This is a genomic window from Longitalea luteola, from assembly GCF_017356035.1.
GTDB classification, from domain to species: Bacteria; Bacteroidota; Bacteroidia; order Chitinophagales; family Chitinophagaceae; genus Niastella; species Niastella luteola.
This window is the reverse complement of record NZ_JAFIQX010000003.1, coordinates 455,040-469,335: the sequence shown is the minus strand read 5'-3', so window position 1 is coordinate 469,335 and position 14,296 is coordinate 455,040. Positions and strand designations below refer to the sequence as shown.

Here is a 14,296-nt window from a genome sequence, read left to right as displayed (position 1 = left end):
AATTAACCCCGAACTCCCAATGAAAAAGCTATTTTACCTGGTCTGCCTCGCCGGCCTGACCAGCTGCGAGCAACCCAAGCCTGTTAAATCAGGAGTAAAACGGCAGCAGCCCCTCAATAGCAAATACAACAGCCTTTTTGAATTGTATCCAAATATCGCCATTGACACTTTATGGGTCTATTCGCCCGATAGCGCAAACGATGTGTATCAGGGCCGGGCAATTGATAGTGTAAACGCTTTGTTCTTTCCGCAGGAAATGGCAAAACAACATTTCAACGAACCAGGTTTTTTTGCCATTTATAAATTCGCCATAGATCAAAACCGGCTGGCACTGCTCACCAGAACCCCTTCAGAGTATGAGCCTTCTTCGATCAAATTATTCATTTACGACAGACGGAACGACAGCCTTGGTTCCTATATTGAACTGGGTGAAAAATGGGGCGATGCCGGCGACTGGATGATCAGGAACAGCTGGCTCTTCCGCGATACCAGTAACCGGTTACAGGCATTCATCGATGTTACCCGGGGACACGACAATAGCGTTGATGACGCCAACGACACGACAACTGTTGAGAAAGATTATTTTACCCTGCTCGATCTGTCGAAAGACAAGATAGATACCATCTTTGCTGATAAAGAAGAACTGCCCGAAAAATACATTCACCTGGCCAGGCTTACGAGCAAAAAAGTAAAGCTGTAAGTAAACGCTGAACGCTGAACGCAAAACGCAACGCAGAACACTCAACTGGTGAATGGGTCAATGGCTCGCGACATTTGAGTCTTATCACCAATCCTTTGCGCCGCCTCAACTTCACAATTTTCCGCATACTGCATTTCGCGCTGCTGTGTATTTCATCACATCATCACATCATCACATCATCAAATCATCACATTATCACATTAAAAAAACCCTTCCACCAATTGGCAGAAGGGCCTGTTATATAAAAAGATCTGTAAAAAGATCCTACTCGCCCCAGATCTCGTCTTTTCCCTGCAGCCAGCTTTTTACCAGTTCGGTTGTTACCGACTTCGGACGCTCGATGGCAAAACCCAATGCCCTGTCCCAAATAAGGCTGGCCAGTACACCCAGCGCGCGGCTTACCCCAAACAGCACGGTGTAGAACTCATACTCAACCATTCCGTAATGAACCAGCAGTGCACCGCTGTGCGCATCTACGTTAGGCCAGGGGTTCTTAACCTTGCCCAGTGATTCCAGGATCGGTGGAACTACATCATACACGTTCCATACAATTTGCACCAGCGGATCCTCAGGAAAATGACGTTTTGCAAAATCCATCTGCGCAGTGAAGCGGGGGTCGGTTTTACGCAGTACGGCGTGTCCGTAACCAGGCACTACCTTTCCTTCGCTCAATGTTTTGCGAACGTAGGTCTCAATTTGTTTTTTGGTAGGAACTTCCGTTTTCAACTCTTTTTGCATTTCCATGATCCATTTCACCACTTCCTGGTTTGCCAGGCCGTGTAAAGGACCAGCCAGTCCGTTCATACCTGCAGCCAGGCTCAGGTAAGGATCGCTCAGGGCTGAACCTACCAGGTGCGTCGTATGGGCCGACACGTTACCGCCTTCATGGTCGGCGTGAATGGTCATGTATAAACGCATCAGTTCTTTGAAGCTTTCATCTTCATAACCGAGCATGTGCGCCAGGTTACCAGCCCAGTCGAGCAGGCCATTAGGCTGAATATGTTGATTGTTGCGATATTTACGGCGATAGATATAAGCAGCTACACGGGGCAGGCGGGCCAGCAGGTCCATTGAATCGTCAAATACAGCCTCCCAGTAATCTTTCTTATTCATTCCCTCGGCATAGCGGCGGGCAAAATTGCTTTCGGTTTGCAGGGCCATGATCCCTGTCACGAACATGGTCATGGGGTGAGCGGTAACCGGCAATGCGTCAATGGCGGCAAATACGTGATTGGGAACATGAGAACGGCGCTGCCAGCTTGAAGTGATATAGGCCACCGCTTCATCATCGGGCAGCTCGCCAATTAACATCAGGTAGAAAAGTCCTTCAGGTAAAGGTTCGGTACCACCAGGGATCTTTGGCAGTTTTTCCTGCAGTTCGGGGATTGAATACCCGCGAAAACGAATACCTTCTTTTGCATCGAGTAATGAAGTTTCCGAAACCAGGCCGGTTATTCCGCGCATGCCCTGGTAGATCTGAGACAGCTGAACCTCGCCGATCTTTTTATTACCATGTTGCTTTAACAGATCTTTTAACTCGGCTGAAGAGGCCTCTGCCTTTACCTTAAACCTATCCTTTAGAATTCCCATGATGCTGTATAATTATTTGTAAATATGTAATAATGAGGGAAAAAGTTTGCTAAAGTTATAACAAACCCACCCAAAACAGTAAAATTAATTCAGCAATGACTTATATAGAAATAAACAACAATCGTTAGCCTATATTAATATTTTCCTTATGCGTGCTTTATTTTGGTGCAATACGATACAACCAGATAGCAACAATAGAAAAAATAATATTCGGTGTCCAGGCAGCCAGCAGCGGCGGAAAATTCCCTTTTGTTGAAAAGGTAAGGGAGAACTTGTCCATCACTACAAAGAAAGCTGCTGTAATAATTCCAACTGCCAGGTGAAGGCCACTGCCGCCACGGGTCTTGCGCGAGGCTACTACAGCTCCGATCATGGTGAGAATGAAAACTGATGTAGGTGTAGCGTCTCTCCGGTATCTTTCTACTTTATAATCGTTCAAACCTTCTGCACCCCGTGCCTCCTCCCCCTTGATATAGCGGTTCAACTCCGGGGTAGTCATTTTATCTTTCAGGTATTTGTCAAACTTGATCTCATTCGGCTTCAGGTTAAGGTTCAAACTCATTTCCGGGATCACTTTCGAAACTTCCTTCACCCCCAGGATCCTGCGTTCCGTTGCATTCTGCAATTTCCAGGTCTTTTTAGCAGTATCCCAGCGCAGGTAATCGGCCCGCAGGTTATAGGTTAATTTGGTTCCGTTCAGCCGGTTCATATAAAAATCGTTGGCCGACTTTGTAGTTGTATCGTAATTCCGCATGCCGGCAAACGTATTGGCATCTATGCGAAAATAGTAATTACGGGTACGTTTGGCCATTTCGCCCTGTTCATATGAGCTTTTGCTGTCGATATACGTTGCCTGGAAGTTACCACGCAGCAACTGGGCTTTGGGAATAAAATACTGGGTAGCTATCCAGAAAATGCCGCCCAGCAATAGTGCGCCTAAAAAATATGGGCGCAGCATGCGGTTGAACCGAACCCCACCGGCCAGAATGGCCACCAGCTCACTTTTACCTGCCATTTTCGAGGTGAAGAAAATGACCGCGATGAAAACCATCAGCGGAAAGATCATGGAGATGATGAACGGAACAAAGCCGAAATAATATTTGGTAATGATCTGGGATGTTGACAAGCCTGATTTTACGAAATCGTCGGCCTTTTCACTGGTATCGATCGCCACGGCAATTACCGAAAAGATCAATACCATGAACACAGTAGTAGAAATGAACTTTTTTAATATGTACCAGTCGATTTTTTTTATCATTCGGTAAAAACGCACTGTACGGCGGGGCAAATGTAGCAGAAAATTCGGGCAGTTGGGTGAGATTAACGAGTTCTAATACAACTTTAAGAAAAAGTAATGGCTGCCGGTTACCGGTTACCAGGCACTGGTTGCAGGCTAATATGCGCTGGCAGCCGTAAACCTGTTCGGCTTTCAAAGCAAAAGCCCCGGAAACCGGAAACTGGTAACTATTCCGCGAAACCTGTAACTTGTACCCTGAATCGCTCCATTGAAACGATTCTGTAAACTAAGTACTAATATGCATAAATACCTGGCTACCTTATTCTGGCTTATTGCCATGCAAAACCTATCGGCACAGTTGAATGACGCGTATGAAAAAAAAGAGTTTATCAGTGGTAACGATACGTTGCGGTATCGTGTATTGTACCCTATCGATTACAAAGCCAGTAAAAAATACCCGCTGATCGTATTCCTCCATGGCTCCGGCGAACGGGGCAGCAATAACGAAGCGCAATTAAAACATGGCGGCAGCCTGTTTGCCGACTCCGCCAATCGCCAAAAATTCCCTGCCATTGTCATCTTTCCCCAATGCCCTCAGAACGATTTCTGGTCGCGCATTAGAAGAGAGCCCGATAAAAAAGATTCACTCGGCGCTTTTACCTTTCCTTCCGACCAGCCCATTGGCAAAAGCCTTGACCTGGTAAGCCGCCTGCTCGATTCACTGGTGGCCAGCAGACTGGTAAAAACGAAAAAGATCTACCTGGCCGGATTGTCCATGGGCGGCATGGGCACGTTTGAGCTTTTATGGCGGAAGCCGGGATTCTTTGCGGCGGCCATCCCCATCTGCGGCGGCGGCGATCCACAGAAGGTGACGGTATATGCAAAGAAGTTTCCGATCTGGCTATTTCATGGCGATAACGACCAGGCAGTACCCGTGGGTAATTCTCGGCTTATGTACAATTCGCTGAAAGCGGCAGGCGCCAAAGCAAAATATACTGAATACCCCGGCGTAGGTCATGATAGCTGGAACAATGCGTTCCGGGAACCAGAACTTTTACCCTGGCTGTTTAAGCAAAAAAGATAATAACAAGTTTGTTGTTTGTTGTTTGTGGTTTGTTGATCTACGGAAAGTGACGCTGCAGAATTAAAGAACCACAAACCATAAACCATAAACCCTTACAGACGTGTTTGTAGCCTCGTTACCATTTCATTCTTCCAGGAAAGAAAATCGCCCTGTAAGATCCGTCGCCGGGCTTCGCGCACGAGCCACAGATAAAAAGCGAGGTTATGCACACTGGCAATCGTAAGTCCCAGTATTTCCTTAGATTTCACCAGATGCCGCAGATAGGCTTTGTTATAGTGATTGCTGATGTGGCAGTCGATCCCATCATCGATGGGTGAAAAATCGTGCTCCCATTTCTTATTATCGATATTTATAACCCCTTGCGAAGTGAACAGCATGGCATTACGGCCATTGCGGGTAGGCATCACGCAGTCGAACATATCTACACCAAGCGCAATACATTCCAGGATGTTCCAGGGCGTACCCACGCCCATCAGGTAGCGCGGCTTATGCACTGGCAGGTTGTCGCAGCATAAACCACAAAGCTCGTACAACATGTTATCGGGTTCCCCTACACTTAAGCCGCCAATAGCGTTACCGGTAGCATCTTTGGAAGCTATGTATTCGCAGGAGGCCTTACGCAGATCTGTATAAGTACTGCCCTGTACAATGGGAAACAGGTTTTGGGTATAGCCGTATTTGTCGGGCGTCTCGTTGAAGCGTTTGAAACAACGGTCGAGCCACCGATGGGTCAGGTGCATCGACTTCTCGGCATATTTATAATCGCTGGGATAGGGTGGACATTCGTCAAATGCCATGATGATATCGGCCCCAATGCTCCGTTGAATATCCATGACCGACTCAGGCGTAAACAAATGGCGTGAACCGTCAATATGTGATTGAAATAATACGCCATCGTCTGTGATCTTGCGGGTGCCGGCCAGGGAGAACACCTGGTAACCACCGCTATCGGTGAGAATGGGCCGGTCCCACCCTTTGAAGCGGTGCAAACCACCCGCTTTTTGCAGCACATCGGTACCGGGCCGCAGGTACAGATGGTAGGTATTGCCCAGGATGATCTGCGCATTGATCTCTTCTTTCAGCTGCTGCTGAGAAACCGCCTTTACACTGCCAACCGTTCCTACAGGCATAAAGATTGGCGTGGGTATTTCACCATGATCGGTGACAATATGTCCTGCCCGGGCTTTTGACTGGTCATCGGTATGTTGTAAAGTGAATTGTAAAGCGGCCATGTTTGTTGAAATTGGGCGCAAAGATAGTTCTAAGTTACCTGTTCTTAATTGCCAGCTTCAAGTTATTAAGCATGAAGTTGCAGGTTACAAGGTTCAGGTTACAGGTTGCTTCAAATTAGTTTGCGGCTTGCGAAGTAAAAGCCGGGCAACCGGTACCGGCAACTGCTTGCTTTCGAGTTTTGAATTCTTCCCCTGCAACCTGTATCATGAAACCTGTAACAGCTCAATATTTTCAACAATCAACACACGGTGTACGCAACATTGATTATTCAACATTCTACGCTCTCAAACCTGAACAACTTGGGATTAAAAACTCATTAGTTTATCCTATTTTCGTGCAAAACCTTCACGGACCGTGCCTAAATTAATTTCTCTTATGGGCGAGATATCAACGTTTTTCATTACTTGGTGGCCTTGGATCCTGTTTTCATTATTTTGCCTGGTAACGCTTATCCAGTTAATTTACTACATTGTTTTTTTCCGGCGCGTGGCTTTCTTCAAACCCGCCGCTAAAGCCAAATCGCAAACACATCCCGTGAGTATCATTGTTTGCGCCCGGGATGAAGCCAATAATCTCACCAGATATTTACCCGGCGTGTTGGTTCAAACCTATCCTACCACCCATGAATTGATCGTGGTAAACCACAACAGCCAGGATGAAACACGGTACCTGCTCGATGAGTTTAAAAAGACCTTTAAGAACCTGCAGGCCATCAACCTGGAGCAGGAAGCATTGGGTATTCCGGGAAAGAAATACCCGCTCTCCATTGGCATTAAAGAAGCAAAACACGAAATATTATTACTCACCGATGCAGACTGTGTTCCTGCATCGGAGTTCTGGCTACAAAAAATGCAGGATGGCTATGACGATGGCGTGGAGATCGTGCTGGGATACGGCGCTTACAATAAAAAGCCCGGCATCCTGAACAAACTCATCCGCTTCGAGACTTTTCATTCAGCCCTGCAATACATGTCCTTTGCGTTGGCCGGACTACCGTATATGGGTGTGGGAAGAAATCTCTCCTACAAACGGGAACTCTTCTTCCGTACCAAAGGTTTTTCTTCGCTGAACCACGTGGCCAGCGGTGATGATGATCTGTTCATTAACCAGGTAGCCAACAAACACAATGTAAATGTGGTGCTCGATCCTGATGCGTTCACCTTATCGGAACCCAAACGCCGGTTCAGCGACTGGATCCGCCAGAAGAACCGCCATTACAGCACCGGCAAATTCTATAAACCCGTTCATAAGTTCCTGTTAGGATTATATTCCACTTCCCACTTTTTGCTGTATCCCCTTTTTGTGTTGTGCCTGTTCTTTTTCGACTGGCGGTTGACACTGGGCGTATTCGGCCTCCGATTCATCTGGCAGGCAGTGGTATATTACAATGCCATGAAAAAGATGAATGAAAAAGATCTTTTTTACTGGTGGTGGATTTTAGATATCTGGATGTTCATACATTATTTCATCTTTGCTCCTTCAATATGGAGAAAGCCCAACAAAAACTGGAACTGATCACCAAGTATTTCAGTGATTTCAGCCCTGTTCAGCTACAACAGTTCAGTGCCCTTGACGAGCTGTATAACGACTGGAACAGCAAGATCAACGTTATTTCCCGTAAAGACATGGAAAGTCTTTACGAAAAGCATGTCCTGCATTCCTTGGCCATTGCCGCTGCATTTGAGTTTGCAGCCGGTTCAACCATTGTTGACCTGGGTACCGGTGGCGGTTTCCCCGGCATACCATTGGCCATTTTTTACCCCAACGTTAAATTCCACCTGGTCGACAGCATCGGCAAAAAGATCAAAGTGGTGAACGCCGTAGCCGAAGCACTGGAGCTGAAAAACGTAACCACTGCCCATAGCCGCATAGAAGACGTTAAAGACAAAAAGTTCGACTTTGTTGTATCAAGAGCGGTAGCTCCCCTGAAAGATCTCTGGAAATGGTCGAAGCCATTGTTAAAGAAACCGGATGCCAACAGCACCAATCAAAAACCAGGGCTCATTTGCCTCAAAGGCGGCGACCTGAACACCGAGATCGCCGAAAGCGGTTGCAGGCCGAGGGTTATGGAGGTGTTTGAGATCTTTGGCGAAGAGTACTTTAAAGAAAAGTATTTGTTATACATTTCTTCCTGATACGTGAAACTTGTAAACTAATTAACCGTTGCAGGTTGCAAGTTACAGGTTGCAGGTTACCAGTTACCAGGTTGCCGACTTTCATTTAAAGCTGCCTGCAAGCAGGCATGAGCTTGATATTGAATCCCTGTAACCTGAAACTTGTACCCTGTAACTGCCACTTGATAAGCACCCGGTAACCGGAAACCGGCAACCGGAGACATATTCAAAACTACCTATTAGTGGTATTTTACGTTTCAGCAAAAAAAGGAACTTTGTACCATGATGGATATTACTGTATGTATCGTAGATGATACGAAAGATATTCGGTCTGCCCTGGAACAGATCGTGACTATGTCGGAAGGATACCGGTTGTTGGGAAGTTGTGCCACGGCAGAAGAAGCGCTGGTGAAGATCCCTGAGCTGAAGCCGAATATTGTGCTGATGGACATTAACCTCGGCGAAGGCGAAAGCGGGATAGACGTGGTGCGGCAGCTGAAAGCAGAATATGCCGATATCCTTTTTATGATGTGTACCGTATACGAAGATGATGAAAAGATCTTTGAAGCCCTGAGCGCCGGCGCCAGTGGATACATTCTTAAGAAAACAGCCCCCCATAAATTACTCGAAGCGATCAGGGAATTACAGGAAGGCGGTGCGCCTATGAGCAGCCAGATCGCCCGTAAGGTAGTTGCCGCTTTTCAAACCAAAGCAGCAGGCGCCGAAGCCGCTGAAAACTCACTCAGCGTTCTGTCGAACCGTGAAAAAGAGATCCTGGAATTACTGGCTAAAGGCATGTTATATAAAGAAATAGCAGCCAGTTTGTTTATCAGCCAGGAAACCGTTCGCAAACACGTATATCACATATACGAAAAACTGCATGTCAATAACCGGGTTGAGGCTATTAACAAATTCTTCGGACGGTAATAGAGCAACTGTGTGCAGCAAAATTACCCAGTTTGTAGTATTGTTTTAATTATAATGCGATCCTAGCTTTGCACCTGGTTGTCACATCAAATACTTACATGCCATTTTACCTTCCCTGTGCTCTGTTATCGATAACCTTATTAGTAAGGGAAAGCCATTCATTAATTTGAATGGCTTTTTTTGTTAGATTGGTTATACCTAAAATGCAATGTGATAATTAGCAAATGTGATAATGTGATAATGAAATACCTTTTGATGCTATAACTGGAATGTTTCCATTATCACATTATCGAATTATCACATTATTGAATTATCACATTATCACATTGTTCTCCTACCAGGGTATATCAAGTTTGTTATTCTTTCTGTCTATATCTGCGAGTCGCATGGAAGGATCGATCTCTATTATTTTCAGGTCGATCAGCCTGCGGTCGATCTCAAACGTATACTGCGGATGCGTCCATTTCCAGGGCTCATAAACATTGCGTGGGATGGCAGCATCTTCAACCGGCTTTTCTCCAAACATCAAATACATGGGCACATAAGCCATCAGCTTGCTGCCGTCCTTAAAGGTGATCAATACATCCATGGGCATGGGCATATTACCCAGTCGCCTTAGCCTGATCTTTGTTTTACCAGCTTCTTCCCACAAACTATCAATACCGTAATCGATGGTCTTGGTGGTATTCACGAAATATTCGCGGTACCAGTCGAGCTTGATATCGCTGGTCTTTTCAGCAACACGGATGAAATCATTTACATTGGGATGTTTATACCGCCATTGATTGTAATAATTAAGCAGGATCTTATCCCGTACCGGCGCGCCTACAATATACCCCAGCTGCTCCATGAACACTTCTCCTTTCGAGTACGATGCAATACTGTAGGCCAGGTTGGTCTCAAAATGATCGGCATGTGTGGTCAACGGTTCTTCCAGCCGGCTGGCTACCAGTCCAAAATAACTATCATAAGCATCTTCATGCGGGTTAGCAGCCCCCACGTAAGACCTGCTGGTGGCCAGCGAATCGACCAGCACTTTTTTGCGCGGACCAGTGCCTACGGCACTCTGTTCCGCTATAGTGCCTGAAACGGTTTGGTAATAGTTGGTCACAAGCGTTGATGCATAGCTCGTAAAACCTTCATCCATCCACGCATATTGCGATTCATTGGTGCCCAGCATCATCTGGTACCAGCTGTGCATCCATTCGTGAATGGCAGTGCTCACACTGGGTCCTACCAGCAGGGTGCTCATTGGATATTCCATACCCCCATCGCCGCCATGAATAAACGTATATTGCTTGTAGGGATAAGCACCGAATTTCTTTTCAATGTATGGCAATACGATCACCGCCATATCGGCCACGCGTTTCCATTGCTCCTGAAAATCTTTAATATAGTTCTCGGCCGTACCATATTTCTTTTTGTTGTCATCAGTCATGGCAGCGAACACCCTGCGCAAATGCTCGGCATCATTGTTATAAATAACATGCACTACCGGCCCGCCGGCAATGGTACGCGTCAAATGCGCATAATCCGGATCGGCTGCCCACATAAAATCATGCACATTGGGAGCTACAAACCGCCAGGTAAGTGTTGCTCCGGCGGGTTTGGCTACTTTTACCCCGGGAGCTTCGTAACCGAAACCTACCTGGTTGGCATTTTGCAAATAACCGGTGCCCCCGATCATATAGTTCCTGTCGATGGTAATGTTCACTTCATAATCGCCCCAAACGCCATAGAACTCACGGGCTACGTAGGGCGTAGGATGCCAGCCTTCATAATCGTATTCGCACATTTTGGGATACCACTGGCTCATGGAATAACGTACGCCGGTTTGCGGATTATCCCGGCCACTGCGGCGGATCTGCAAGGGCACCTGCGCTTCGAAATCCATGTCAAACACCACTTTTGCTTTGGGCAGAATCGGTTGGCTAAGCGGCACTTCAAGGATCGTTTCCTGCATCTTGAATTTCTGCGCCACCCCGTTCATTTTCAACGAAAGGATCTTTTGATAACCGATCTCATCCTCTTTCAGATGCAAAATGCGATCGCGCACCCGGCCATCCCAGTCGGGCCTGTTATTGATCTTTTTCTGCCCCAGCGCCCTGCTCCGGTTATCCATCATGCTGTTTGGCTGAAAAGCGTTCCAGTACAAATGATAGAATACTTTCTTGAGGGTATCGGGTGAGTTATTGGTGTACTCCAAACGCTGTTTACCGGTAAACCGGTTGGTGGTCACGTTCATGGCAATATCCATTGTGTATTTCACCCGCTGTTGCCACCTGTCGGGCTGACCCCATGCCGCCACGGCCAAAAGGGTACAGGTGCAAAGAGTATAAAACCTTTTTCGCATCATTCCTGAAGTTTTATATTAAAATAATTTTCTGGTGCGGAAGGTAGGCAAATCTTATAAGTTCAAAGTTTAAAGTTCAAAGTTTTAAGTTGTAAGTTCTAAGTGCCGTAAAAGAAAGATCCCTCCGGTTAAGCCGAAGGGATCATGATATATGGTGGAGTTATTGATTATGCCGTCAATGGCCCTGGCTATAATTTTATATTGTCTCTTAAAAGGCGGCCGGTGCTGTCGAAATACAGATGCTTTTTCTGAATATCATTCTTCTGGATTTCGAGGCGATATTGCGTCCTGGCTTCGCGTAATGCTATCTTGTAGGCTTCTTTAATGGTCCACTCTTCGGCATATTTACTTTTCTGAAAACCGTCTTTAATGGCAGGGCTCAGTTCACTTTCCGGGATCTTGTTCTCGGTATTCTGCCAATCGCCTTTATTGGTAAACTTTGCTTCGTAATGTACATTATCCAGGTCGAAAGAAGCGGTAAAGCCGCTTAAGCGGTCACGCCATTCGAGGTTAGTGGCCATGGGGTATTTACGTCTGAAAGCTTCGGTTACTTCCGCCGGAACCTTACGCACCTGTGCATCAACGGTACTGTATAAGGTGAGCGCAAAAAAAAGCATCAGACAGTAATACATAGTTTTTTTCATACTAATAGTATTTATTGATTAATACCTTGCAAATTTCAAACCGTGACGTGAAAAGAAAAACATAAAATTGGTAATTGGCTAATGTGGTAATATGTTAATAAAGGCGGGAATCGTGAAAAAGTTACCGGTTACAGGATACCGGTTTCGGGGTTTTGCTTCGGAAAACCGAAACAATTTTAAAGTACCTGTTAATTTGCATCTGGCGCCTGGTAACGGCAACCGGTAATTATTCTTTACCAGCAAGCACAATAACAATCTCCCCTTTCACTTCTTTCATTTGAAAATGTTCTACTAACTGCTGCAAGGTGCCGTGGGCATTTTCTTCAAACATTTTAGTGAGCTCGCGGCTGACACTGCAGAGGCGGTCGGCCCCGAAGTATTGCACAAACTCCTGCAGGGTTTTAACCAGCCGGTGCGGCGATTCATAAATGATCATGGTACGATCTTCTTCAGCCAGTTTTTTCAACATGGTCTGCCGGCCTTTTTTGGTGGGAAGAAAACCTTCAAATACAAAGCGGTTCATGGGTAATCCGCTGTTCACCAGGGCGGGCACAAAGGCGGTGGCGCCGGGCAGACATTCCACTTTTATTCCCTGTTTAATACATTCGCGCACCAACAGGAAAGCTGCGTCGGAAATACCCGGCGTACCGGCATCCGATACCATGGCCATGGTCTTTCCTTCCTGCAACTGGTTGATGAGGTGTTGCAATACCTGGTGCTCATTATGTTGATGATAGGCTGTAATCGGGCGCGAGATCTGATAGTGATTTAATAATTTGGCCGACGTGCGTGTATCTTCAGCCAGGATCAGATCCACCTGCTTCAACACCTCCAGGGCCCTGAGCGTGATATCCTGCAAATTGCCGATAGGAGTGGGAACCAAATACAACATAATGTGATAATGTGATGATTCGATAATGTGATAATGGAATACAAGTTGGCTACTGTGCGATACGGTTATTCTTTTTTGAAGTTGACAATATCTTGGCCAAAACCCGCTGGATCTGCTCTAATTTTAAAACAAGCGCCTTACACTCCGGAAAGTTCTGTGAATATTCGCACAACATAAGCCAGTATTGGGTTTCTTCAGCCTCTTTAGCTGCTAACTTCATCTTGTGAATGAAGTCAGCTTTGCTTTCGGCGTTTTGAGCTTCAACAGTATTTGCACCTATAGATGTTCCCGACCTGAGTAATTGTTTGGAAATTACGAATTTTCTAAGGGCATCCAATTCTTCACAATAAGCTATCAACATCAAAGAAAAATCCAAAGACAGCTTCAAAATGACATTTTGATCCAGCAACTCTTTTTTCATATAATTATATTAATAAAGGTTGCTACTACCAGAGGGTGCCCAATTATCAAATTATCACATTATCAAATTATCAAATCAGCTAATTGAAAGTTCAAAGTATTCCATCACTGGATTTGCGAGTAACTTTTTGGAAGCTTCTTCGGCAATGGCTTTTGCCTGGTCAGGGGTGTTGGCTTCTACCTGCAGGGTGATATTTTTACCTACCCGAACATCCTGAATATTTCCTAATCCCAGGTTTTGTAATCCACCCATTACGGCTTTTCCCTGCGGATCGAGCAATTCTTTTAACGGCATTACCTTCACCTGAACTGTATAGGTCATGTGGTTTTATTTTTGAACGCCAAAGATAAGATGATGTAAAGAATAAATACAACCGGTACAGCCAGCCATTTTAATAATATGGCTGCAATTATGGCTGATATCAGCAAAATAAGCTTGGGTAAATTGCTTTTTACCGAAAAGTTTTTAAATTTCAGCGCCATCAGGGGCAGATTGCTCACCATTAAATAGCTTACCGTAACGATAATGGCATACCACAACCATTTATTCTGCATGAGACTTACCGCTTCCGCACTTTGCGAATACCAGTAAATAAGCGGAAAAGAGGCTATCAATAAACCTGCAGCCGGCGTGGGAACGCCTTTGAATCCATATTGCTGTGAATCGTCGATATTGAACTTGGCCAGCCGGTAAGCAGCCGCACAGGGTATCAGCAGCGCCGGCATTAACCAAATGGCCGCCACTTCAATGCCATTGGGTTGTGAAGCATAACTTAAACGCAGGAACTGATAAACGATCAAACCCGGCGCCACGCCAAAGCTCACCACATCGGCCAGTGAATCGAGTTGTTTGCCCAAAGCAGAGGTTGCGTTGAACAAGCGGGCAACAAATCCATCCAGGAAATCAACAACAGCAGCCAGGCCTATAAACAATGAGGCCATCCATAGTTTCTCGGGTATCTCGATCAATTGGGTACCCTGTTCATCACTAACAATTATAATTCCGTTTTGCAGTATGTAAATGATCGCAATACAGCCAAAGAACAAATTGATCAGTGTAAACAGATTTGGTATATGTTTCATTAATGTGAAAATTAGTAAA

The 14,296-nt window shown here is 45.7% G+C and carries 14 protein-coding genes; 5 read left to right on the top strand and 9 right to left on the bottom strand.

Annotated elements, in window-relative coordinates; genetic code table 11:
- Window positions 1-19 precede the first annotated feature (19 nt).
- A complete protein-coding gene (locus JUB15_RS10455) occupies window positions 20-700 on the top strand; it encodes a hypothetical protein (RefSeq protein ID WP_207512411.1) in 681 nt (226 codons plus the stop codon).
- Window positions 701-964: 264 nt separating this feature from the next.
- Here JUB15_RS10455 and JUB15_RS10450 read toward each other — a convergent pair whose 3' ends face one another.
- Window positions 965-2,290, bottom strand: coding sequence for a citrate (Si)-synthase, eukaryotic (locus tag JUB15_RS10450; protein ID WP_207512410.1), 1,326 nt, complete (start codon window positions 2,288-2,290; stop codon window positions 965-967).
- Window positions 2,291-2,447: 157 nt separating this feature from the next.
- Window positions 2,448-3,548, bottom strand: a complete 1,101-nt coding sequence (locus JUB15_RS10445) for an LptF/LptG family permease (RefSeq protein ID WP_207512409.1) — start codon at window positions 3,546-3,548, stop codon at window positions 2,448-2,450.
- Window positions 3,549-3,825: 277 nt separating this feature from the next.
- Between JUB15_RS10445 and JUB15_RS10440 the strand changes: the two genes are divergently transcribed.
- Window positions 3,826-4,611, top strand: a complete 786-nt coding sequence (locus JUB15_RS10440) for a carboxylesterase family protein (protein WP_207512408.1) — start codon at window positions 3,826-3,828, stop codon at window positions 4,609-4,611.
- 92 nt (window positions 4,612-4,703) lie between these two features.
- Here JUB15_RS10440 and tgt read toward each other — a convergent pair whose 3' ends face one another.
- A complete protein-coding gene (gene tgt, locus JUB15_RS10435) occupies window positions 4,704-5,843 on the bottom strand; it encodes a tRNA guanosine(34) transglycosylase Tgt (protein ID WP_207512407.1) in 1,140 nt (379 codons plus the stop codon).
- 376 nt (window positions 5,844-6,219) lie between these two features.
- On the opposite strand from tgt, the gene JUB15_RS10430 reads away from it, so the two are divergent.
- The 3 genes from JUB15_RS10430 to JUB15_RS10420 all read left to right on the top strand — a co-directional run bounded on the left by JUB15_RS10430 (window position 6,220) and on the right by JUB15_RS10420 (window position 8,885).
- Window positions 6,220-7,359, top strand: a complete 1,140-nt coding sequence (locus JUB15_RS10430) for a glycosyltransferase (RefSeq protein WP_207512406.1) — start codon at window positions 6,220-6,222, stop codon at window positions 7,357-7,359.
- On the top strand, window positions 7,329-7,979 hold the full coding sequence (gene rsmG, locus JUB15_RS10425) for a 16S rRNA (guanine(527)-N(7))-methyltransferase RsmG (protein WP_207512405.1): 651 nt from the start codon (window positions 7,329-7,331) through the stop codon (window positions 7,977-7,979). Before JUB15_RS10430 ends, rsmG begins: the two co-directional genes overlap by 31 nt.
- A 261-nt stretch (window positions 7,980-8,240) precedes the next feature.
- On the top strand, window positions 8,241-8,885 hold the full coding sequence (locus JUB15_RS10420) for a response regulator (RefSeq protein WP_207512404.1): 645 nt from the start codon (window positions 8,241-8,243) through the stop codon (window positions 8,883-8,885).
- A 334-nt stretch (window positions 8,886-9,219) separates the two neighbouring features.
- On the opposite strand, the gene JUB15_RS10415 is transcribed toward JUB15_RS10420, so the two are convergent.
- The 6 genes from JUB15_RS10415 to pssA all read right to left on the bottom strand — a co-directional run bounded on the left by JUB15_RS10415 (window position 9,220) and on the right by pssA (window position 14,277).
- The gene (locus JUB15_RS10415) at window positions 9,220-11,241 is read right to left on the bottom strand and encodes a M1 family metallopeptidase (RefSeq protein WP_207512403.1); all 2,022 of its coding nucleotides are present in this window, start codon (window positions 11,239-11,241) and stop codon (window positions 9,220-9,222) included.
- 185 nt (window positions 11,242-11,426) lie between these two features.
- Entirely contained in the window at window positions 11,427-11,882 is a 456-nt protein-coding gene (locus JUB15_RS10410) for a PepSY-like domain-containing protein (RefSeq protein WP_207512402.1), read from the bottom strand.
- 226 nt (window positions 11,883-12,108) lie between these two features.
- Window positions 12,109-12,774, bottom strand: coding sequence for a 16S rRNA (cytidine(1402)-2'-O)-methyltransferase (gene rsmI, locus JUB15_RS10405; RefSeq protein WP_207512401.1), 666 nt, complete (start codon window positions 12,772-12,774; stop codon window positions 12,109-12,111).
- Window positions 12,775-12,823: 49 nt separating this feature from the next.
- Window positions 12,824-13,195: a four helix bundle protein gene (locus tag JUB15_RS10400; RefSeq protein WP_207512400.1), complete on the bottom strand. Its 372-nt coding sequence runs from the start codon at window positions 13,193-13,195 to the stop codon at window positions 12,824-12,826.
- Between the two features lie 75 nt (window positions 13,196-13,270).
- Entirely contained in the window at window positions 13,271-13,516 is a 246-nt protein-coding gene (gene purS, locus JUB15_RS10395) for a phosphoribosylformylglycinamidine synthase subunit PurS (RefSeq protein WP_207512399.1), read from the bottom strand.
- Complete coding sequence (gene pssA / locus JUB15_RS10390; RefSeq protein ID WP_207512398.1) at window positions 13,513-14,277, bottom strand: CDP-diacylglycerol--serine O-phosphatidyltransferase; 765 nt, start codon at window positions 14,275-14,277, stop codon at window positions 13,513-13,515. Before pssA ends, purS begins: the two co-directional genes overlap by 4 nt.
- Window positions 14,278-14,296 lie beyond the last annotated feature (19 nt).

Coding starts and splice junctions, on each gene's coding strand:
- JUB15_RS10455 (WP_207512411.1), top strand. CDS start 20: ATGAAAAAGCTATTTTACCTGGTCTGCCTCGCCGGCCTGACCAGCTGC.
- JUB15_RS10450 (WP_207512410.1), bottom strand. CDS start 2,290: ATGGGAATTCTAAAGGATAGGTTTAAGGTAAAGGCAGAGGCCTCTTCA.
- JUB15_RS10445 (WP_207512409.1), bottom strand. CDS start 3,548: ATGATAAAAAAAATCGACTGGTACATATTAAAAAAGTTCATTTCTACT.
- JUB15_RS10440 (WP_207512408.1), top strand. CDS start 3,826: ATGCATAAATACCTGGCTACCTTATTCTGGCTTATTGCCATGCAAAAC.
- tgt (WP_207512407.1), bottom strand. CDS start 5,843: ATGGCCGCTTTACAATTCACTTTACAACATACCGATGACCAGTCAAAA.
- JUB15_RS10430 (WP_207512406.1), top strand. CDS start 6,220: ATGGGCGAGATATCAACGTTTTTCATTACTTGGTGGCCTTGGATCCTG.
- rsmG (WP_207512405.1), top strand. CDS start 7,329: ATGGAGAAAGCCCAACAAAAACTGGAACTGATCACCAAGTATTTCAGT.
- JUB15_RS10420 (WP_207512404.1), top strand. CDS start 8,241: ATGATGGATATTACTGTATGTATCGTAGATGATACGAAAGATATTCGG.
- JUB15_RS10415 (WP_207512403.1), bottom strand. CDS start 11,241: ATGATGCGAAAAAGGTTTTATACTCTTTGCACCTGTACCCTTTTGGCC.
- JUB15_RS10410 (WP_207512402.1), bottom strand. CDS start 11,882: ATGAAAAAAACTATGTATTACTGTCTGATGCTTTTTTTTGCGCTCACC.
- rsmI (WP_207512401.1), bottom strand. CDS start 12,774: ATGTTGTATTTGGTTCCCACTCCTATCGGCAATTTGCAGGATATCACG.
- JUB15_RS10400 (WP_207512400.1), bottom strand. CDS start 13,195: ATGAAAAAAGAGTTGCTGGATCAAAATGTCATTTTGAAGCTGTCTTTG.
- purS (WP_207512399.1), bottom strand. CDS start 13,516: ATGACCTATACAGTTCAGGTGAAGGTAATGCCGTTAAAAGAATTGCTC.
- pssA (WP_207512398.1), bottom strand. CDS start 14,277: ATGAAACATATACCAAATCTGTTTACACTGATCAATTTGTTCTTTGGC.